Origin of the sequence: Curtobacterium sp. UNCCL20 (genome assembly GCF_900101675.1) — a bacterium.
GTDB lineage: Bacteria > Actinomycetota > Actinomycetes > Actinomycetales > Microbacteriaceae > Curtobacterium.
The window spans coordinates 62068-82019 of record NZ_FNKG01000001.1 but is presented as its reverse complement, the minus strand read 5'-3'; the positions used below and the strand labels follow the sequence as shown (position 1 = coordinate 82019).

The window sequence follows — 19952 nt, the reverse complement described above, 5'->3', positions numbered from 1 at the left end:
CGGGTGATCGTGGGGCTGCGGCCGTCCTCGTCCGGGGTTAGCGCAGGGCGTCCACCGTGAAGTCGATCGCCTGCACGAGCTTCGCGACGTCGTCGGGGTCGATCGCGGTGAAGGTCGCGATGCGGAGCTGGTTGCGCCCGAGCTTCCGGTAGGGCTCCGTGTCGACGATGCCGTTCTGGCGCAGGGTGGCGGCGACGGCCTTCGCATCGATCGAGTCGTCGAGGTCGATCGTGGCGACGACCTGCGACCGGTGCTCCGGCACGGTGACGAACGGCGTCGCGTAGTCGACCGACTCGGCCCAGTCGTACAGCGTGGACGACGAGGTCTTCGTGCGGGTGTCGGCCCACGACAGTCCGCCGGACTGGTTGATCCACTGGACCTGGTCGTCGAGCAGGATCAGCGTCGCGAGCGCCGGGGTGTTCAGCGTCTGGTTCAGGCGCGAGTTGTCGACGGCGTTCTTGAGCGACAGGAACTCGGGGATGTAGCGCCCGCTCGCGGCGATGCGCTCGACGCGTTCGAGGGCGGCGGGGGAGAACAGCGCGAGCCAGAGGCCGCCGTCCGAGGCGAAGTTCTTCTGCGGCGCGAAGTAGTAGACGTCGGTGGCGCTGACGTCGAACGCGGCGCCGCCGGCGGCGCTGGTGGCGTCGACGACGGTCAGGGCGCCGTCGTCACCCGCGGCGCGGACGACCGGGGCCATGACGCCGGTCGACGTCTCGTTGTGCGGGTAGGCGTAGACGTCGACGCCCTCGACCGGCTCGAGTGCGGCGAGCGAGCCGCCGGGAGCCTCGAGCACGTGCGGGGCCTCGAGCCACGGTGCGGCGACGGCCTTGGCGAACTTGGAGCCGAACTCGCCGAAGGAGAGGTTCTCGGCCCTGCGCTCGACGAGTCCGAACGCGGCGGCGTCCCAGAACGCGGTGGAGCCACCGTTGCCGAGGACGACCTCGTAGCCCTCGGGGAGGTCGAACAGGTCGGCGAGTCCGGCGCGGACACTGCCGACGAGGTCCTTGACGGGCTTCTGGCGGTGGGAGGTCCCGAGGATCGTCGCCCCGCGGGTCACGAGGGACTCGAGCTGCGCGCCACGGATCTTGGACGGGCCGCAGCCGAATCGGCCGTCGGTCGGGAGGAGTTCGGCGGGGATGACGATGTCTGCCATGCACCGATCCTAACGAGCGGTATCCCAGCGCTCGTGACCGTGCACCGGCCGGACGGGGCGGACCGGCACCGTGCCTCCGGGCCCGTCGCTCGTTCGCCTGCAGCGCATGCGCGGCCGGACTTCCTTGCACCGCGCAAGTGTTGGTCGTTCCATGTCCCCTCGAACAAGTAGGGTGGGGCGCGCTTGGCCAAGACATGAGAGGCGGACCGTGACCGATCTCGTCGACACCACGGAGATGTACCTTCGCACCATCCTCGATCTCGAGGAGGAGGCGATCGTGCCCCTGCGCGCCCGCATCTCGGAGCGTCTCGGCCACTCCGGTCCCACGGTCTCCCAGACCATCGCCCGCATGGAGCGCGACGGCCTCGTCGTCGTGTCCGGCGACCGTCACCTCGAACTCACGACGGAGGGCCGCTCCCGGGCGACCCACGTGATGCGCAAGCACCGGCTCGCCGAACGCCTGCTGTCCGACGTGATCGGGCTCGACTGGGCGTTCGTCCACGACGAGGCATGCCGCTGGGAGCACGTCATGAGCGAGCAGGTCGAGGTGCGACTGCTCGAGATGCTCGGCAACCCGACGGAGTCGCCGTACGGCAACCCGATCCCGGGCCTCGCCGAGATCGGCGGTCCCACGGCTGCCGGGTTCCTCGACGGCGTGCAGAACATCGTCGCCGCGACCGAGGGCACCGACGCCGTCGCGACCGGGGTCATCCGCCGCCTGGGCGAGCCCGTCCAGTTCGAGCCGGAGCTCCTGCACCAGCTGCGGACGGCCGGCGTGATGCCGGGCCGCCTCGCGAGCGTGCAGCGCGCCGGGGCCTACGTGGCCGTCCGCGTGGACGGCGAGGACGCGGGCATCGAGCTGCCTGGCGAGGTCGCACAGCACGTGTACATCGAGCGTTCCTGATCCCGACCCTCCGCCGCTCCCCCTGAAACTGGGGGAACGGCATTTCTCCCGGTCTGATCAGGGCTTCTTTACCGAACCGTTACAAAGCGGCGTTTTCATCTCGACAAGGTAACGGCCGCCACGTACACTCGACGAGTCCGCCGGCCACCCACGAGGCCCAGGACCCGTGACAGGACGTCTCGAACCCGTCTCCTGTCTCGATCGGAAACGATGACGAACGGATGGGGTTGCGCGGCCCGCGGTCACCCACGCGGACGTGATGACGAGACGCCGGAGACACCCCTTTGACGCAGACCGGTTCCGCCGCGGACGCCCAGACGCCCGTGCACCCGACGAACACCGAGAACGCCACCGATGCCCCGCTCTCGCGCCGCGCTGCTCGCGCGAACGAGACCAGCACGGCACGGGTCGCACGCCCCGTCACCCCCGTGCGTGACGCGCCGCTCCCCGGGGGGCGCCGTGCCGCGCAGGCCGCGCGCACCGCAGCGACCGCCAAGGCGAGCTCGTCGGCCCGCAAGCGCCGTTTCCTCGCGCCGGTCGTCCTGACCGTGGCCGCGGGCATGTTCGGCACCGTCGCGGTCGCCCCGGCCTTCGCCGCGCAGCAGTCCACCACCACGGACGCCGCGAACGCACAGCGTCAGATCCGCACCACCGAGGCCCAGAACTTCTCCGTGTCCGACGCGGTCGCCCTCGCCGGCACCAGCCGAGACGGCTACGGCGCGACCGCGCAGTCCACGCTCGACGCCGAAGCCGCCCAGAAGGCCGCTGCCGAGGCCGCGAAGCAGTCGGCCGCCCGGGCCGCCGCCACGCAGGCCGCCCGCGCGAAGACCGCCTCGCAGTACGCCTCGTACACCGGCCCGACCGCCTCGGACTACGTCGCCTCGTCGACCGCCGCGAACACCCCGTTCTCGCTGCCGGCCGTGGTCGCCACCGCCAAGCAGTACATCGGCACCCCGTACGTCTTCGGCGGCGCGGACCCGTCCGGCTTCGACTGCTCGGGCTACGTCATGTTCGTGTACGCCCAGTACGGCATCAACCTCGCGCACTCGGTGCCGCTGCAGGACCAGGCCGGCACCACGATCCCCACGTCCGAGGCCCAGCCCGGTGACGTCGTCATCTTCAACAACGAAGCGCACGACGGCTTCTACATGGGCAACGGCATGATCATGGACGCCCCGAAGCCCGGTGGCGCCGTGTCGATCCGTCCGATCTGGACCAGCGACTACCACATCGTCCGCTTCGGCATCTGACGACTGAACGCGGTCGACGGCTCCGCGTCGATCCCGTGAACATCGCCGAAACCGGCCCGTGCACTCTCGTGCCGGGCCGGTTTCTGACGTACCCTGGCGCTGCACCGGTCCGATCCGGTCCGTACAGGGAGACCTCATGTCATCGTTCCGCACGACCCGCACCATGGGTCGGCGCGCGCACGTCGACATATGGTCGACCACCGCCTGCGTGCACGAGCACGCCCCAGCATGACGAGAGCACTGCCCATCAGGGTGGTGCTCTTCGTGGTTCCGGGGTCGTGACGCGAGCGACGGTCACCTGCGCGAGCCCTCGGTCCGACGCACCCGCACCGCCTGGAAGCCGTCCAGGCACGTCGGAAGGGAACCCATGCGCACTCTCGTCCTCAACGCCGGTTACGAGCCCCTCGCGGTGATCTCGTTCCGTCGGGCCCTCGTGCTCGTCATGAACCAGAAGGCCGCCATCGTCGCCGCTGACGTCGAACACCCGGTCACGGGCTCGACGTCCACCTACGACCGTCCGTCCGTCATCATCCTCACCCGGTACGTGCGCATCCCGCACTCGAGACTCGTGCCGGTGTCACGGCGCGGGGTCCTCCGCCGGGACGCCAACCGGTGCGCGTACTGCGACCGGCACGCCACGACCATCGACCACGTGCACCCGAAGTCGCGCGGGGGCGAGGACTCGTGGGAGAACCTCGTCGCCTGCTGCCTGGCGTGCAACAACGCCAAGGGTGACCGCACCCCGCAGGAGATGGGGTGGCGGCTCCGCTTCCGCCCGAAGGCACCGCACGGTGCGTCCTGGGTGGTGCGCGGCATCGAGCGTCCGCAGTCGGAGTGGGACGAGTACCTGGTGGCCGCGTAGCGGCAGGAGCGGCTGTCGCCGCATCGGCCTGGAGGCGCGTGGCGGGCCCGCCACGCGCCTCCAGGCCGTCAGCTGGTCACGCCGGGACGGTGGCGGACCCGTCCGGGATGAGCTCCGTCAGGAGCGCCTGGACCCGGCGCCCGATCTCGTCGCGGATGGGACGGACCTCGTCGATGCCGCGACCGGCAGGATCGGTGAGGTCCCAGTCCTCGTAGCGTTTGCCGGGGAAGACCGGGCAGGCGTCGCCACAGCCCATGGTGATCACGGCGTCGGATTCCCGGACCGCGTCGGTGGTGAGGACCTTCGGCTGGTTGCCGGCGATGTCGATGCCGACCTCCGCCATCGCCTGGATCGCGACCGGGTTGATCTGGTCCTTCGGCTCCGAGCCGGCGGAGCGCACCTCGACGCGGTCGCCACCGAGTGCCTGGGTGTACCCGGCGGCCATCTGGGACCGCCCGGCGTTGTGGACGCAGACGAACAGGATGGTGGGCTTGTCGGACATCGGGGGCTCCTCGGGTCGGTCGACTCCAGCATCGCACCGATCGGGTTCGCGTGACTTCGTCGGCGGTCGGTCGTAGCGTCGGGCCATGGCCGACACCCCCTTCATCGACGACGCCACGATCGCCGACCTGCGTGCGCGACTGGGCGCCACCCGCTGGCCGGACGCGCCCGCCGGCACCGGGTGGTCGCTCGGGGTCGACGTCGACGAGCTGCGCCCCCTCGTCGAGTACTGGGCCGACGGCTTCGACTTCGAGGCGCACCGGGCCGTGCTGGCTGCCCTGCCGTCACGGCGCGTGGTCGTCGACGGCGTCCGGATCCACGTGCTGCACGCCCGCAGCGGGCAGCCGGGCGCGCTCCCGGTCCTGCTCGCGCACGGCTGGCCCGACTCCGGCTGGCGGTACCGCAAGGTCCTCCCGATGCTCGTCGAGTCCGGCTTCGACGTGATCGTGCCGGACATGCCCGGGTACGGCTTCTCCGATGCGCCGCCGCAGGTGCTCGACGCCCGGCAGGTCGCCGGCATGTGGGCCACGCTCATGACCGAGCTCGGGTACGACCGGTTCGCGGTGTCCGGCGGGGACATCGGGACGCACGTCGTCCGCTACCTCGCGCTCGACCACCCGGAACGCGTCGTCGCAGTGCACCGGATCGACGGCGGACTCGCGTGGCCCGGGCTCGACGCGTCCACGCTGTCCCCGGCCGAACGGGAGTTCGTCGCCGCCACCGACCGGTGGCGCACCGACGAAGGCGCCTACGCGATGCTGCACCGGACCAAGCCGCAGACCGTCGCGGTGGCGCTGAACGACTCCCCGGCGGGACTCGCGGCGTGGATCGTCGAGAAGCTCCGGTCGTGGAGCGACTGCGACGGTGACCTCTGGTCGGTGTACACGCGGGACGAGGTGCTGTCGCTCCTCACCGAGTACTGGGCGACGGAGACGATCGGCTCGTCCATGCGGATGTACCACGCGAACGCGGCGGTCCCGGCCGCGCAGATGGCCCGCCGGGTCGAGGTGCCCTCCGGGTTCTCGATCTTCCCCGGCGACCTGGTGCGGGCACCGAAGGAGTGGCTCGAGCGCACCACGAACCTCGTGTACCACCACGAACTCGACCGCGGCGGGCACTTTGCGGCGTTCGAGCAGCCGACGGTGTTCGCCGACGAGGTCCGGACCTTCCTGGAACCGTTCCGACGCTAGAGTGGACGGGCCAGCCTCTGTAGCTCAACGGAAGAGCAGTTCCGTCCTAAGGAAACGGTTGGGGGTTCGAGTCCCTCCAGGGGCACACCACCAGGTCGATCGGGTTCGAGTCCCTGCAGCGCCCTCCAGGGGCACCTCAGTCGGTCGATGGGGTTCGAGTCCCTGCAGTGCCCTCCAGGGGCACTTCGCCGGGGAGTTCTCCACAACCGTCGCGCTGGACGGTAGCGAAGCCCGGACTCCCCGTACGATTGTCTCCGTGTCCAAGGTCCTGAGCAGTCTCCCCGTCGGCGAACGAGTCGGCATCGCGTTCTCAGGAGGCCTCGACACCTCCTGCGCCGTTGCCTGGATGCGCGAGAAGGGAGCGGTGCCCTGCACGTACACGGCCGACATCGGCCAGTACGACGAGCCGGACATCGACGCCGTCCCGAGCCGTGCCCACGAGTACGGCGCGGAGATCGCCCGGCTCGTCGACGCGAAGAGCGCCCTGGTCGAAGAGGGCCTCGTCGCCCTGCAGACCGGCGCCTTCCACATCCGCTCCGGCGGCAAGACGTACTTCAACACGACGCCCCTCGGTCGTGCGGTGACGGGCACGATGCTCGTCCGCGCGATGAAGGAGGACGGCGTCGACATCTGGGGCGACGGCTCCACCTACAAGGGCAACGACATCGAGCGGTTCTACCGCTACGGCCTGATGGCGAACCCGCGCCTCCGCGTCTACAAGCCGTGGCTCGACTCCGAGTTCGTCGCGGAGCTCGGCGGCCGCAAGGAGATGAGCGAGTGGCTCGTCGCCCGGGGCTTCCCGTACCGCGACTCCACCGAGAAGGCGTACTCGACGGACGCGAACATCTGGGGCGCCACGCACGAGGCGAAGAGCCTCGAGGAACTCTCGAGCGGCTTGGACATCGTCGAGCCGATCATGGGCGTCGCCGCCTGGCGTGACGACGTCGAGGTCGCCACCGAGGTGGTGTCGGTCCGCTTCGAGGCCGGTCGCCCGGTCGCGATCAACGGGGTCGAGTACACCGACGCCGTCGCCCTGGTCTACGAGGCGAACGCCATCGGTGGCCGCCACGGGCTCGGGGCGTCGGACCAGATCGAGAACCGCATCATCGAGGCGAAGAGCCGCGGCATCTACGAGGCGCCGGGCATGGCGCTGCTGCACATCGCCTACGAGCGCCTCCTCAACGCGATCCACAACGAGGACACGGTCGCGTCCTACCACAACGAGGGTCGCCGTCTCGGCCGCCTCATGTACGAGGGTCGGTGGCTCGACCCGCAGTCGCTCATGCTCCGCGAGTCGCTGCAGCGCTGGGTCGCCTCGGCGGTCACCGGCGAGGTCACGCTGCGCCTCCGCCGCGGCGACGACTACACGATCCTCGACACCACGGGGCCGGCGCTGTCGTACCACCCGGACAAGCTGTCGATGGAGCGGGTCGGCGACGCCGCGTTCGGCCCCGACGACCGCATCGGGCAGCTGACGATGCGGAACCTCGACATCGCGGACTCCCGTGCTCGGCTCGAGCAGTACGCGGCGGCCGGTCTCATCGGCGGGGCGACCGGCGACCTGGTCGGCCAGCTCGAGTCGGGCGAGTCCGAGGAGATCCTCGGCGGCGCCGTGGTCACCTCCGACGCCGACGACGCGCTCGGTCGCGCGACCGACGCGGCGTCAGAGGGCGCCGCGTTCGACTCCGGCACCGACTGACGTCTGCACGACGAAGGGGGCCTCCGCGATGTGCGGATGCCCCCTTCGTGCGTTCGGCACCGTCACGGCGTTGGCGCCGGCACCGGCACCGCACCCGGGTGCCCGCGCGCCCCCATGCGCGTGCATCTTGCGACGTCGCACGCGGTGATCGACTCGCGCAATGTCGCGTCATGCGCCTCCATCCGATGCGCGTGCATCTTGCGACAATGCGCGGGGTGATCGACGGGTGCTTTGACGCAGAGCTGGTGCCGATGCGACCGAGCCGGGCCAACCGGGCCGCCGGGCCGCCGGGGCCGCTGGTGCCGACGCGAGGTCCAGAGCGGTCAGCGCGCCTCCGCGGTCTCCACACGCTTCTGGCGCCACGCACGCGCCGGCTTGTCCGGGCCGTCCCAGACCTGGATCGCGCCCCACGCGGCGGCGAGGAGCGGCACCGAGATGATCGCGCCGGTGATGCCGGCGAGCACGGTGCCGGCGGTCAGGCCGATCAGGATGACGAGACCGTGCAGCTTGAGCGTTTTGCCCATCAGGACCGGCTGGAGCAGGTTGCCCTCGAGCTGGTTGACGAGCACCACGATGCCGACGACGATCAGCGCCTGGACGGGGCCGAGGGCGACGAGTGCGACCAGCGCGGCGAGGATGCCGGCGGCGGTCGCACCGACGATGGGGATGAACGCCGTGATGAACACGACCACGGCGAGGGGGAGTGCGAGCGGGACGCCGACGATCGCGATGCCGACCCCGATGCCGATCGCATCCACCGCCGCCACCGTTGCGGTCCCGCGCACGTAGCCGCCGAGGGTCTGGACGACCCGGTTCCCGACGCGGCGGGCACGCTGGTACCGCTCACCGGTGAACGGTCGGAGCAGGAACTCCCAGATCCGCGGGCCGTCCTTCAGGAAGAAGAACAGCACCACGATCATCAGGACGAGGCCGGTGAGGAAGTTCGCGGTCGCCGAGGCGCCGGCGAGGGCTCCGGAGCCGAACTGCGAGCTGGTCAGGAAGTCCTGGATGCTCTTCACGACGTCGTCGACCTGCGAGTCGGAGATCGAGATCGGCAGCGTCTTGGCGAAGTCCTGCAGCTGGCCGAAGCCGCGGATCGCCGACTTCTGCAGGTCCGGCCACTGCGAGATCACGGCGACGACGATGAGCCACGCGACGAGGCCGAGCACGATGAGCACGCCGATGAGGACGGCGAGGGTCGCGAGGACCGACGGCACCCGGTGGCGGCGGAGCCACGAGACGACGGGGTGCATGGCCGACGCGATGATGAGCGCGAGCAGCACGGGGATCGTGACGACGCTCAGCGTCGCCGCGGCGTAGACGATGGCACTCGCGATGACGAGCACGACGATGAGCTGGAGGCACCGTGTCGCCACGCTGCCGAACGAGTCGGACCACTTCCGGGCCACCTCGGACGTGGCGGTCGGGGCGGCCGGCGTGGGCGGGGTGCTGCGGGTGTTGCCGAACAGGGGCATCTTGCTCCTCGGTGGTGCGGGCAGTGACCGCCCACCGTACCGGGGCCATCGCGCTCCGGCCCGAGCTGTGGGGGACGTGCTCGAGGGCCGGAGCGTCGATGTGCTCGCAGTGAGTCCCGGCGAGGGGAGCGCCGGTCGGGTGTGACTCGCTGACGATGTCACTGTAGCCGGTCCGCACAAGTGAGGACAGACAGACCGGTCTCCCCAGTTCGGGGGTGCGGATTCCGGAGACTCTTCGTGGGTTCGTCCACGCCGGCGTTAGGTTGAGCAGACCGGGCCGACACAGGGTCCCGTGGTCTTGATGCTCCTCGCGGTCGCGGGGTCTGGCGCAACGGGACGGCCCGGTCGAATCCGGGGTGCGCATCACCCCGACGAAGGGCTGGTCTCCGTGACCGCCACCATCCGCACGTACACGCCCACCGTCGACCTCTTCGAGAGCTCCACCCGCACGCCCGCGCCGCACCCGGCCGGATCCCTGCTGGAGCTCGTCCTCTCCTAGCCGTCTCGCGCACCAGCGCGACCGTCCGGACGACTGGAGGCGCGGTGCCGGCTGGCACCACGCCTCCAGTCCGTCACCGGGTTCCCGAGATCAGGCGGCCGCCTCCACCAGCGCCGCGTCCGCCCGCTCGGGCGTGCCGCCCGCGAGGCCGCGTGCGATCCGGCCGCGCGACGCGAGCCACAGCGCGAGTGCCGCCGCGAACACGAGCACCTCGGTGACCGTCAGGGCCCAGATGATCCCGGCGAGTCCGAACCACACGTTGCCGACGATGACGATCGGGATGAACAGGACACCCTGGGCCATCGAGAGCACCATCGCGGGCAGCACCTTCCCGGTGGCCTGGAACAGCGAGGTGAGGAGCCCGGTGAACCCGTTCACGATCGTCGCGACGAGCTGCGCGGTGAGGATCGTCAGGCCGATCGCGAGCACCGCGTGGTCGCCGGAGAAGACGGTGAAGACCTGCTCGCGGAAGACGAACACGGTGCCCGAGAACACCAGGACGATGGTGCCGACGGTGAGCGCTGCCCCGCGGAGTGCTGCGCGGAGCCGCTCGGCGTCACCCTTGCCGAACGCGTAGGCGAGCAGCGGCAGGACCCCGATCGTCACGCCCATCACCAGGAACTCGGGCACCTGGGCGATGCGGACGGCGACACCCATGGCGGCGAGCGGGTCGTCGCCGTAGGCCGCCGCGAGGTTGTTGAGCACGAGCGTCGTGACGATGAGGAACGATGCCTGCAGGAGCTCGCTCGCGCCGATGCCGAACACGCCCCTGAGGATGTCCGGGCGGAGCGTGAACCACTTCGGCGCGAAGCTGACGTTCTCGCTGTGCCGCTGGAGCCAGGCGAGCCAGTAGCCGATCGCGACGAGGTTGCCGAGGCCGATCGCGAGGGCGGCACCCGCCACGCCCCAGTGCAGCACCAGGATGAAGAGGACGTCGAACACCAGGTTGCCGATCGTCGACAGGACGAGACCGACCATCGCCTGTCGTGCCGCACCCTCGGACCGGACGATCTGCTCGAGGGCGAACGACGCGGCGAGGACCGGCACGAACGCGAGCACCACGGCGACGTAGGCGCTCGTGGCCGGGACGGCTGCGGCGTCCGCGCCGAGCACGGCGACGAGCGGCCGCAGGAAGACCAGGCCGATGACGGCGAGGACCGCGCCGGTGACGACCGCTCCCCACAGCGCGAACGACGCGACGCGCTTGATGTCCTCCGCCCTGGCCGGATCGTGCTCGGAGGCGCCGAGCATCCGCGACATGAGCGCGCTGCCCCCGACGCCGAAGACACCGCCGACGGCCATGACGAGGCCGAGCAGCGGGGTGCCGAAGGTGATCGCGGCGAGCAGTGACGTGTCGTTCTGGGAGCCGATGAAGCCGGCGTTGATGACGTTGTAGACGGCGCTGACGACCATCGCCGCGGCCATCGGCACGCAGAGGTGCACGAGGGCTCGGGCGATCGGCGCGGCGGACAGGTACCAGCGGTTCTTCGCCGTGGCGGTGTCGAGGGCGGGTGCTTCGGTGGTGCTCATGGCTGCCTCCTTCTGGGCAGGGCTGCGCTGCCCCGGGGTGCAGGGCAGAGCTGCGCTGCCCGGTTCGCGGGCAGCGCGGTGCGCGCGATCGGCGGGTGTCATCGCGTGGTCGGATGGCGCCCCCGGCCTGGAGGCGCGTGGTGCGCCGGGTGGGCGGGCGCTAGCGCGTGGGCGGCGGCAGTTCGGCCGTCACCTTCTGCAGGAGGGCCTGCAGTGTCGCCCGCTCGCCTGGGTCGAGCGGCGCGAGCAGTTCGTCGTCGAGGGCGATCATGGCGTCCTCGAACCCGGCGATCAGGGCGACCCCGGCGTCGGTGGCGTGCACGCGTTTGGTCCGGGCGTTGCCGGGCTCGGCGCGACGTTCGACGAGCCCGCGACGCTCGAGCCCCTGCAGGAGGCTCGAGACGCTGGCCGCACTGGTTCGGGTGATGTCGGCGATGTCCCGCTGGATCGCCCCGGGCGACCGCTGCAGGTACCCCAGCACGAAGGCCTGTTCCTGGGAGAGGTCACGTTCGCGGACCCACTCCTCGGCCGCCTTGCGCTGTGCCCACCCGATCCAGCGCATCTGCTGGAGGGGCGAGTCCATCCGGGGAGCCTGCTGCATCCGGGGGTCCTGCTGCGTCCGGGGGTCCTGCTGCGTCATGATCAGAACGCTAACCGTTCGAGGGCTAACTGTCAACGGTCAAACTGAATCGGCGTCGTGCCCCCGAATGGGGGTATCGCCAGGGCGCGGGACCCTTCTTGTAGTTTGTACAGCAAGCGCGGTCTCACCAACGGCGCATCCTCAGCTCGACGGCGTCGCCGAGCTCACCCGGGGGGATCAGGACATGGCAGCAGGACGAACGATGCGCGCACGATCGATGCGCCCGTCCGTGGACACTGCCCGTCCCGCTCCCCGCCGCTCCGGGGGTGATCACCCCGGATAGCCGCGCCCGCGCGCAGCACGTCGCGCACACGTGACTCCGGGCCGCCCCACCAGCGCGCCCGTCGGATCTCCCGCCCCACCAGCGGGGGATGGATCAGCAGGCGGACGACCTCCGCCTGGAGGAAGAGGCACCATGCCACGCACTGCAACACGCTTCGCGCTCCGCGCGGGCGCCACGGCCACCGTCGCGGCCGTGATCATCGGGGGAGCAGCGCTCCCCGCACACGCGGCCGCAACGGACGCGACCCAGGCCGAAGGCCGCCTGCTGTCCGGGAGCGGCTCCGTCGACCTCGACAGCGTCGCGGCGCTCGCCGGGTCCTTCGGCGCGACCGCTCCGGGCGGCACGGCCGACGGGCAGTCCGACCCGCTCGACCTCACGCTCCTGAACAGCATCGGGGTCGCCGTCCCCGGAGGCATCCAGCTGCTCGGCCAGAACGGCCTCGTGAACGTCGGCGTCGCCGGCCAGGTCGCGAGCACGGACACCGCCTCGGCGGTCGCGGCCGCCGGTGCCGTGGGCGCGGACGGCGCGATCCAGGTCGGACCGGGCACCCCCGGCACCGGCGCGACCGTGAACCTCACCCCGCTGCTCGGCGGACTCGACGTCGACGGTGTCGTGAGCGAGCTCTCGGTCGGTCTCGGCGCCCTGTCCGCCCGCGCCGAGGCGACGCGGACGTTCGACGGCGCCGACGTCACCACCGACTACCAGGTCGCCGGCGCACAGGTCCGCCTCGTGAGCCCGGCCGTCCAGCAGCTCGTGACCTCCCTGGACACGACGCTCGGCACCACCGACGACACCCTGAACGCGGCGATCGGCGAGGACGGTCTCACCACGGACCTCACCGCGTCGCTGCTCGGGCCGGTGACCGACGCCGTGAACACCCTCGGACTCGGTGTCCTGACGCTCGACGACACCACCGCGCAGCTGACCGCCGACGTCGACCTGCAGGGTGCCCTCGCCACCGTGACCCAGCAGCCGCTCACCGACGGCCCCGTGACGATCGACCTGGCCTCCGGCGCGGTCACGATCGACCTCGCACAGCTCTACACGTTGAACGACCTGCCGGCGAACACCACACTGCTCGACGACGCGACGATCAACGCGCAGATCACCGGCGCGATCTCGGACATCCTGACCGACCAGCTGCCGGCCCTCCTCACCACCACGCTCACCAACGCCCTCGACGTCGCCGACGTGCAGCTCGTCGTGGACACCGGTGTCGACCTGCTCGGCGCGGACGTCGCGGGGCTGACCCTGACGGTCGACACCACCGTCGGAGACCTGCTCGGCACCGGTGACGGCGCCACGCTCACCGTCGCCGGCGACGGGATCCTCGGCCCGGTGCTCGGCACGCTCGACCCGCTCCTGCAGCCGCTGCTCGGATCGACCGTCGTCCCGGCGCTGACCGGCATCCTCGGCGACGTGCTCGGCGGCGACTTCGTGGCGACCACCGTCCAGACGCTGCTCACCACGATCACGTCGACCGTCACGGCGCTCGACCCGCTGCTCGACGTCGTGAACCAGGTCGTCTCGGTCACGATCAACTCGCAGACCGCTCCCGCGTTCACCGAGCCCACCGCCGACGACACCGGGGCCACCACGGTTAGGGCCGTCCGCCTGCAGCTCGTGCCGGCAGCGGACCTGGCGACCGTCGACCTCGCGACGGCGACCGTGCAGGCGGACCCGTTCGCCGGCATCGCCATCACCTCGCCCGAGGACGGCACCGACTACACGGTCGGGTCTGACGACGACACCACCTCGGTGCCCGTCACGGGGACCGCGGAGCCCGGGGCCGACGTCGACGTCACGCTCGACGGTGACGACGAGGGCACGCAGGCGACCGTCGCCGACCAGGACGGCACGTGGACGGTCACGTTCCCCGAGGTCGCCGTCGGTGACCACGAGGCCGAGGCGGTCGAGACGATCGGCACCCTCGTGAGCGACCCCGACGCGGTTACCTTCGCCGTCGCGGCGGCCCCGGTCGACCCGACGGACCCGGGCGAGCCGGGTGAGCCGGGCACGCCCGGGACGCCCGGGAACCCCGGCGGTGCAGGCGGTCCCGGTGGCGCAGGCGGCCCGGGCGGCGCAGGCGGCGTCGGCGGCGGTGCCGGTGGGATCGGCAACGGAGCGGGTACCGGGAGCCTCGCCTTCACCGGCGCCGAGGTCCTGCCGCTGATGCTCCTCGCGGGGCTGCTCCTCGCAGCCGGAGGCGGCACGCTCGTCGCCCGGCGCATGCGGCGAGCCTGACCCGGACGGGCGCCGGCGGACGCCGGTGCCCGTCTCCCGGGACCGCGGCGCGTTCGGGTCGCCGCGGTTCCGCCGGTCGGACCGCGGCGCGTTCGGGTCGCCGCGGTCCCGCCGGTGGGGTGGCGGTGGGACCGCCACCGCACCGGCACCCACCGTGCCGTCGGCCGGCCTCCGACCGACTGCTTCCCCCGCGACGTGAGGACCCCCGTGCACGACCACGACACCCACCCGCTGGACCGCCACAGCGGGCCCCCGCACGTCGAACGCTTCGTGCTGACCCGGGCGCAGGAGACCATCGGCGTGGTCTGCACCTGCGCGATCGGGGTCGACCACGACAACACCATCCGTCCGGTCGGCGTGGATCGCCTGCACTGAACCCTGTGCACGCGGCCGGTGCAGCGGGATACTGGGGTGGTGCGTGAACTCCAAGCCGCCATCGCAGCGGACCTCAACGTCCAGCCGACCATCGACCCCGAGCAGGAGATCGCTCGCCGTGTCGGGTTCCTCCGTGACTACCTGCTCACCTCGGGCGCCAAGGGGTTCCTCCTCGCGATCAGCGGCGGCCAGGACTCCACGCTCGCCGGTCGGCTGACACAGCTCGCGGTCGAGTCTCTCCGTGCCGAGGGGCACCCCGCCGAGTTCACCACCGTCCGGATGCCCTACCGGGTGCAGGCGGACGAGGACGACGCCCAGCTCGCGCTGCAGTTCATCGCGGCCGACCCGGGCATCACCGTGAACATCGAGCACGGCGTCGACGGCGTCGTGCAGGACACCGCGGCCTCCGGCGTCGACCTGAGTGACTTCGTGAAGGGCAACGTGAAGGCCCGGATGCGCATGGTGGCGCAGTACGCGGTCGCCGGGCAGCGCGGGCTCCTCGTCGTCGGCACCGACCACGCGGCCGAGGCCGTCACCGGGTTCTTCACGAAGTACGGCGACGGCGGTGTCGACATCACGCCGCTCACCGGCCTGACCAAGAGCCAGGGGCGGCAACTCCTCGAGCACCTCGGCGCACCGGCACGCCTCTACGAGAAGGCCCCCACGGCGGACCTCCTCGACGAGACCCCCGGTCAGACCGACGAGGCGAACCTCGGGCTCTCCTACGCCGAGATCGACGCGTACCTGCAGGGCCACGACGTCCCGCTCGAGGTGGCCGAGGCGATCGAGGCTCGCTACCGCGCGACGGAGCACAAGCGTCAGGTGCCCGCGACGCCGTTCGACGAGTGGTGGCGCGCAGGCGCGTAGGCGCGCGGGCGCTGACGCGACCACCGACGGGAGGCGCGGTGCGGGTGATCCCGCACCGCGCCTCCCGTCTGTCCGTGCCGTCTCCTAGGATGGATCGCATCGGAACACCAGATACGGAATCCAGGTCGCGACGGAACGCGACCGGTCCGGAGGGGGAGTCATGGAAGTCCTGTTCGCGCTCGGAGCCGTCCCGCTGATCGTCGTGGGGATCATCGTCCTCGCGGTCATCGCGCTGATCTACGCGAAGGTCGTGTACCGCAACGCCGGTGCCGACGAAGCACTCATCATCACGGGCAAGCGCTCGCGGAAGGTGAAGAACGCCGACGGCACCGAGACCGTCGAGTCCGGCATCAAGGTCGTGCTCGGCGCGGGCGTGCTCGTCCGGCCGTTCTTCGAGAAGGTCGCGAAGCTCTCGCTGAGCTCCCGTGCGATCGACATCAACGTGAACGCGCAGGACTCCCGTGGCGTCACGATCGACGTCGAGGCCGTCGCGCTCGTCAAGGTGGGCGAGGCCGACGCGTCCATCCGGGCGGCAGCGCAGCGGTTCCTCGGTCAAGAGAAGAAGATCGACGACTTCGCGCGCGAGGTCCTGTCCGGCTCGCTCCGTGCCTCCATCGGCGCGACCGACGTCTCGACGATCATCCGGAACCGCGACCAGCTCACCGTCGCGGTCCTCACCGTCGCGCAGGACGCCCTGCACAGCCAGGGGCTCGACGTCGACTCGTTCGAGATCAAGGGCATCTCGGACCGCAACGAGTACATCAGCGACCTCGGTCGTGCGGAGCGCGCCCGAGTCCGGCTCGAGGCCGAGAACGCCGAGGCGCAGGCCGACCGTGAAGCGCGAGAAGCGCGCGCCACCGCCGACCAGGCCATCGCCGAGGCGGAGAACACGCTCGCCATCCGTCGCGCCGCGCTGCAGCTCGACGCCGACCGTGCTTCCGCCGAGGCCGCGGCCGCCGGGCCGCTCGCCCAAGCCCGTGCCTCGCAGGGCGTCGTCGAGCAGGAGCAGATCACCGCACAGAAGCGCGCCGAGCTCCGCCGGGCCGAGCTCGAGTCCGAGGTCTCCGCCGTCGCCGAGGCCCAGGCGCGCAAGACCCGCGTCGAGGCCGAGGCTGCCGCGGCCGCACAGGTCGAGACCGCCCGCGCCCAGGCCGAAGCCCGTCGGATCTCCGCTGAGGCGATCGCCGCCGAGGCCAAGGCCGAGTCCGACGCACGCAAGCTCGCGGCCGACGCGTCACGTGCCGAGGGTGAAGCGGCCGCCGATGCGATCCGCGCGAAGGGTCAGGCCGAGGCCGACGCCACGAAGGCCCAGGCGGACGCGCTCGCCCAGCACTCCGAGGCCGTCCTCCGCGTCAAGGCGATCGAGACGCTGCCGAGCATCGCCCGCGAACTCGCCGCCCCGATGAGCAACATCGACAAGCTCACGGTGGTGTCCTCGGACGGTGCCGGTTCCCTTGCGAAGAGTGTCGTCAGCCAGTTCAGCGAGGTCGACGCACTGCTCGGCACCACCGCCGGGTTCACGCTGAGCGACATCGTGAAGAGCACGACCACGGGTCAGGCCGCCGCGCGGGCCGTCGTGCGCGAGCAGGCGCAGGACCACGAGACGGTGACCGCCGACTAGTCGACGGGCGCTCCTGCGTCGGGCGCGGTGGGGATCAGTCCCCGTCGCGCCCGTCGTCGTCTCGGCGGTCGCGCTGCTGACCGCCGGCGTCCTCGCGCTGACCGCCGGCGTCCTCGCGCTCGCCGCCGTGGTGCCGGGCCTCGCCATGGTGCCGGGCCTCGCCGTGCTGCCGGGGCTCGCCGTGCTGCCGGGCGGCGTCGTCGCGTTGCTCGGCGAGGCGCTGCTGCCAGACGACGCTGCGTGCGGCGCCCTCGAGGATGTCGTCGACGCTCCGCCCGGCCTGCGCGGCGAGCGCCCCGCTGAGTCCGGCGGTCAGCGTGCCCCCGGCGGACGCCAGGCGTTCGACGACCTCCTCCTGTCGCGGGGTCAGCGGCTCGTCGATGAGTTCGTCGATGGTGTCGCGGATGTTCTGTTCGCTCGCGTCCAGGGCAGCCTCGTCGCCCGAGTGCAGCGCTGCCGCCTCGCCGACGACGACGAGTCCGAGGCGTGCTGCGTCGTCTTCCGGACGGGGGCTGCTGCGGTGCTCGTCAGTCATGCGGAGGACCGTACGCCCCCGGGGGTCGCGCTTCCTGGATCGTGGGGTACCGCGCAGGTCAGCGCGATCCTGTGAAGGTGTTCACCAATCGTGCACAGTGAGCAAACTTGCATTGGCGGCAAACGTGCTCGTGGTGTAAAGTTGCAGCGTCTGCAAGGTTGACCCGCCGCTCTCGGCCCGCCTCACGCTCCGGCGTCCCCTGCACTCCGCCACGACCACACACGCACCCCTGAAGGACCCACATGTCTACTGCCACCGCACCCGTCGAGGTGCAGCGCGGACGACAGGGCTCACCGGCCAGCGCGCCGGGGAGGCCGATCATGTCGCACCGCCAGATCCTCCTCGTCATCTACGGCCTGATGGCCGGCATGTTCCTGTCGTCCCTCGACCAGACGATCGTCGGCACGGCGATCCGCACGATCGGTGACGACCTGCACGGCCTCGACCAGCAGGCCTGGGTCACCACGGCCTACCTCATCGCGTCGACGATCACCACGCCGATCTACGGCAAGCTGTCCGACGTCTTCGGGCGCCGGCCGCTCTACATCTTCGGCATCGCGGTGTTCATCCTCGGGTCGCTGCTCTCGACGATGTCGACGTCGATGATCATGCTCGCCGCGTTCCGTGCCTTCCAGGGCATCGGTGCGGGTGCGCTGATGTCGCTGCCGCTGGCGATCATGGGCGACATCCTCGCCCCGCGCGAGCGCGCCAAGTACCAGGGGTACTTCCTCGCCGTGTTCGGCATCTCCTCCGTGATCGGCCCGCTCATCGGTGGCCTCTTCGCCGGTGCGACGAGCATCCTCGGGGTCACCGGCTGGCGCTGGGTCTTCCTGATCAACGTGCCGATCGGCGTGGCCGCGCTCCTCATGGTCATCGCGTTCCTGCACCTGCCGAAGTTCGGTGACGCCAAGGCCAAGCCGCGCATCGACTGGTGGGGTGCCACCTCGGTCATCGTGACCCTCGTCCCGCTGCTCCTGGTCGCCGAGCAGGGCCGCACGTGGGGCTGGGGCTCCGCCGCCGCGATCGCCTGCTACGTGATCGGCGCGCTCGGTCTCGTCGCCTTCCTCGTCATCGAGACGCTGATGCGGGACGACGCGATCATCCCGCTGAAGCTGTTCCGCTCGGGCACGTTCTCGATGGCCACGATCCTCGGGTTCCTGGTGGGCTTCGCGATGTTCGGCGCGATGCTGACCATCCCGCTCTACCTGCAGATCGTGACCGGTCTGACCCCGACGGAGTCCGGCTTCGCGACCCTGCCGATGATCGGCGGGCTCATGATCGCCTCGATCGCCTCCGGTCAGATCGTCGCCCGTACCGGCCGCTACCGGATCTTCCCGGTCATCGGCACGGCGCTGGTCTCGGTCGGCTACGTCGTCCTGACGTTCATGACGATCGACAAGCCGCTCTGGTTCCTGATGATCGGCATGTTCCTCATCGGCCTCGGCCTCGGGCAGCTCATGCAGAGCATCACCCTGGCGTCGCAGAACTCGGTCCAGCCGCGGGACATGGGCGTCGCGACCAGCTCGGCGACGTTCTTCCGCCAGATCGGTGGAACGCTCGGCACCGCGGTGCTGCTGTCGATCCTGTTCTCGATCATGCCGGCGAACATCCTGCACGCGACGGCGGACAAGTCGAACCTGACGTCGGCGCTCGACGCCGCGCTGGACCCGACGGTTGCGTCGGCCAAGGCGAACCAGGGCGTCATGGACCAGATCTGGAACCCGATCGTCACCCCGATCAAGCAGCAGGTGCAGTCCGGCCTCGACGCCGCGACCGCCAAGGTCACCCAGGGCACCGCCGGCGCTCCGGAGGCCGTGCAGCAGCAGGCCCTCGCAGCGGCTGCCGACCAGGCGCACGCCAGCGTGCAGGACGGCAAGCTCGTCGTGAACTGGTCGAACGACGCCCAGCGCACGTACTGGGTGAACGACCTCGCCCCGGAGCTGTCGAAGCAGATCGACAAGAACTCGAGCAGCAACAGCGGCTCGAGCGCCGAGACGAGCGACACGTCCTACCTCAACGGTGCGGACAAGGCCCTCACCCGGCCGTTCATGTCCGGCTTCAACGCCTCGGCCGTCACGGTCTACTGGGTCGGATTCGCCGTGATCCTGCTGGCGTTCATCCTCAGCTGGTTCTTCAAGGCGCCGCCGCTCCGCAAGAGCTCGGCCCTGCAGGAACAGGCCGACCAGGAGAACACGGCGGACGACCTCGAGGTGCAGGCGGTCAAGGCCGCGGACACCATGGGCTCGCCCACCGCGCCGGTCACCGGTTCGATCCCCGTCCAGCGGGTCGGTTCGGACCGCTAGCCCGTCCGGGGCCTCCCGCCA

At 70.9% G+C, this 19952-nt stretch carries 16 protein-coding genes and 1 tRNA gene; 11 read left to right on the top strand and 6 right to left on the bottom strand.

Annotated features, from left to right (window positions below):
• Positions 1–37 precede the first annotated feature (37 nt).
• A complete protein-coding gene (serC, locus tag BLT36_RS00385; protein WP_092090944.1) occupies positions 38–1153 on the bottom strand; it encodes a phosphoserine transaminase in 1116 nt (371 codons plus the stop codon).
• 208 nt (positions 1154–1361) lie between these two features.
• Between serC and BLT36_RS00380 the strand changes: the two genes are divergently transcribed.
• From BLT36_RS00380 to BLT36_RS00370, 3 genes are all read left to right on the top strand, one after another.
• On the top strand, positions 1362–2057 hold the full coding sequence (locus BLT36_RS00380) for an iron-dependent transcriptional repressor DtxR (RefSeq protein ID WP_092090942.1): 696 nt from the start codon (positions 1362–1364) through the stop codon (positions 2055–2057).
• Positions 2058–2341: 284 nt separating this feature from the next.
• Complete coding sequence (locus tag BLT36_RS19085) at positions 2342–3307, top strand: C40 family peptidase (RefSeq protein ID WP_092090941.1); 966 nt, start codon at positions 2342–2344, stop codon at positions 3305–3307.
• Positions 3308–3674: 367 nt separating this feature from the next.
• Positions 3675–4169 (top strand): HNH endonuclease, encoded by a 495-nt coding sequence (locus BLT36_RS00370; protein WP_092090939.1) that lies wholly within the window; start codon positions 3675–3677, stop codon positions 4167–4169.
• A 76-nt stretch (positions 4170–4245) separates the two neighbouring features.
• Here BLT36_RS00370 and BLT36_RS00365 read toward each other — a convergent pair whose 3' ends face one another.
• Positions 4246–4671 carry an arsenate reductase ArsC gene (locus BLT36_RS00365; protein ID WP_092090937.1) on the bottom strand — a complete coding sequence of 142 codons (426 nt, stop codon included), beginning with the start codon at positions 4669–4671 and terminating at the stop codon, positions 4246–4248.
• An 85-nt stretch (positions 4672–4756) separates the two neighbouring features.
• On the opposite strand from BLT36_RS00365, the gene BLT36_RS00360 reads away from it, so the two are divergent.
• From BLT36_RS00360 to argG, 3 genes are all read left to right on the top strand, one after another.
• Entirely contained in the window at positions 4757–5860 is a 1104-nt protein-coding gene (locus BLT36_RS00360) for an epoxide hydrolase family protein (protein WP_092090935.1), read from the top strand.
• Positions 5861–5873: 13 nt separating this feature from the next.
• Positions 5874–5945, top strand: a tRNA-Arg gene (locus tag BLT36_RS00355).
• 171 nt (positions 5946–6116) lie between these two features.
• Entirely contained in the window at positions 6117–7559 is a 1443-nt protein-coding gene (gene argG, locus BLT36_RS00350; protein WP_092090934.1) for an argininosuccinate synthase, read from the top strand.
• A gap of 323 nt (positions 7560–7882) precedes the next feature.
• On the opposite strand, the gene BLT36_RS00345 is transcribed toward argG, so the two are convergent.
• The 3 genes from BLT36_RS00345 to BLT36_RS00335 form a co-directional block, all read right to left on the bottom strand.
• Positions 7883–9034 carry an AI-2E family transporter gene (locus BLT36_RS00345; protein WP_092090932.1) on the bottom strand — a complete coding sequence of 384 codons (1152 nt, stop codon included), beginning with the start codon at positions 9032–9034 and terminating at the stop codon, positions 7883–7885.
• A gap of 589 nt (positions 9035–9623) precedes the next feature.
• Positions 9624–11063 carry an MATE family efflux transporter gene (locus BLT36_RS00340; RefSeq protein WP_092090930.1) on the bottom strand — a complete coding sequence of 480 codons (1440 nt, stop codon included), beginning with the start codon at positions 11061–11063 and terminating at the stop codon, positions 9624–9626.
• A gap of 160 nt (positions 11064–11223) precedes the next feature.
• Positions 11224–11703, bottom strand: coding sequence for a MarR family winged helix-turn-helix transcriptional regulator (locus BLT36_RS00335; RefSeq protein WP_254787260.1), 480 nt, complete (start codon positions 11701–11703; stop codon positions 11224–11226).
• A gap of 415 nt (positions 11704–12118) precedes the next feature.
• On the opposite strand from BLT36_RS00335, the gene BLT36_RS00330 reads away from it, so the two are divergent.
• The 4 genes from BLT36_RS00330 (at position 12119) to BLT36_RS00315 (ending at position 17093) form a co-directional block, all read left to right on the top strand.
• Positions 12119–14230, top strand: a complete 2112-nt coding sequence (locus BLT36_RS00330; protein WP_092090928.1) for a choice-of-anchor G family protein — start codon at positions 12119–12121, stop codon at positions 14228–14230.
• Between the two features lie 207 nt (positions 14231–14437).
• Entirely contained in the window at positions 14438–14605 is a 168-nt protein-coding gene (locus tag BLT36_RS18520) for a hypothetical protein (protein ID WP_175529425.1), read from the top strand.
• Positions 14606–14644: 39 nt separating this feature from the next.
• Positions 14645–15472 carry an ammonia-dependent NAD(+) synthetase gene (gene nadE, locus BLT36_RS00320; RefSeq protein WP_092094173.1) on the top strand — a complete coding sequence of 276 codons (828 nt, stop codon included), beginning with the start codon at positions 14645–14647 and terminating at the stop codon, positions 15470–15472.
• Between the two features lie 160 nt (positions 15473–15632).
• Positions 15633–17093 (top strand): flotillin family protein, encoded by a 1461-nt coding sequence (locus BLT36_RS00315; RefSeq protein ID WP_092090924.1) that lies wholly within the window; start codon positions 15633–15635, stop codon positions 17091–17093.
• A gap of 34 nt (positions 17094–17127) precedes the next feature.
• Here the strand turns inward: BLT36_RS00315 and BLT36_RS00310 are convergent, their stop codons facing one another.
• Positions 17128–17628 (bottom strand): hypothetical protein, encoded by a 501-nt coding sequence (locus tag BLT36_RS00310; RefSeq protein WP_092090922.1) that lies wholly within the window; start codon positions 17626–17628, stop codon positions 17128–17130.
• Positions 17629–17870: 242 nt separating this feature from the next.
• Between BLT36_RS00310 and BLT36_RS00305 the strand changes: the two genes are divergently transcribed.
• Complete coding sequence (locus BLT36_RS00305; RefSeq protein WP_092090920.1) at positions 17871–19931, top strand: MDR family MFS transporter; 2061 nt, start codon at positions 17871–17873, stop codon at positions 19929–19931.
• The last annotated feature ends 21 nt before the right edge of the window (positions 19932–19952 follow it).

Coding starts and splice junctions, on each gene's coding strand:
- serC (WP_092090944.1), bottom strand. CDS start 1,153: ATGGCAGACATCGTCATCCCCGCCGAACTCCTCCCGACCGACGGCCGA.
- BLT36_RS00370 (WP_092090939.1), top strand. CDS start 3,675: ATGCGCACTCTCGTCCTCAACGCCGGTTACGAGCCCCTCGCGGTGATC.
- BLT36_RS00365 (WP_092090937.1), bottom strand. CDS start 4,671: ATGTCCGACAAGCCCACCATCCTGTTCGTCTGCGTCCACAACGCCGGG.
- BLT36_RS00360 (WP_092090935.1), top strand. CDS start 4,757: ATGGCCGACACCCCCTTCATCGACGACGCCACGATCGCCGACCTGCGT.
- BLT36_RS00345 (WP_092090932.1), bottom strand. CDS start 9,034: ATGCCCCTGTTCGGCAACACCCGCAGCACCCCGCCCACGCCGGCCGCC.
- BLT36_RS00340 (WP_092090930.1), bottom strand. CDS start 11,063: ATGAGCACCACCGAAGCACCCGCCCTCGACACCGCCACGGCGAAGAAC.
- BLT36_RS00335 (WP_254787260.1), bottom strand. CDS start 11,703: ATGACGCAGCAGGACCCCCGGACGCAGCAGGACCCCCGGATGCAGCAG.
- BLT36_RS00330 (WP_092090928.1), top strand. CDS start 12,119: ATGCCACGCACTGCAACACGCTTCGCGCTCCGCGCGGGCGCCACGGCC.
- BLT36_RS00315 (WP_092090924.1), top strand. CDS start 15,633: ATGGAAGTCCTGTTCGCGCTCGGAGCCGTCCCGCTGATCGTCGTGGGG.
- BLT36_RS00310 (WP_092090922.1), bottom strand. CDS start 17,628: ATGACTGACGAGCACCGCAGCAGCCCCCGTCCGGAAGACGACGCAGCA.
- BLT36_RS00305 (WP_092090920.1), top strand. CDS start 17,871: ATGTCTACTGCCACCGCACCCGTCGAGGTGCAGCGCGGACGACAGGGC.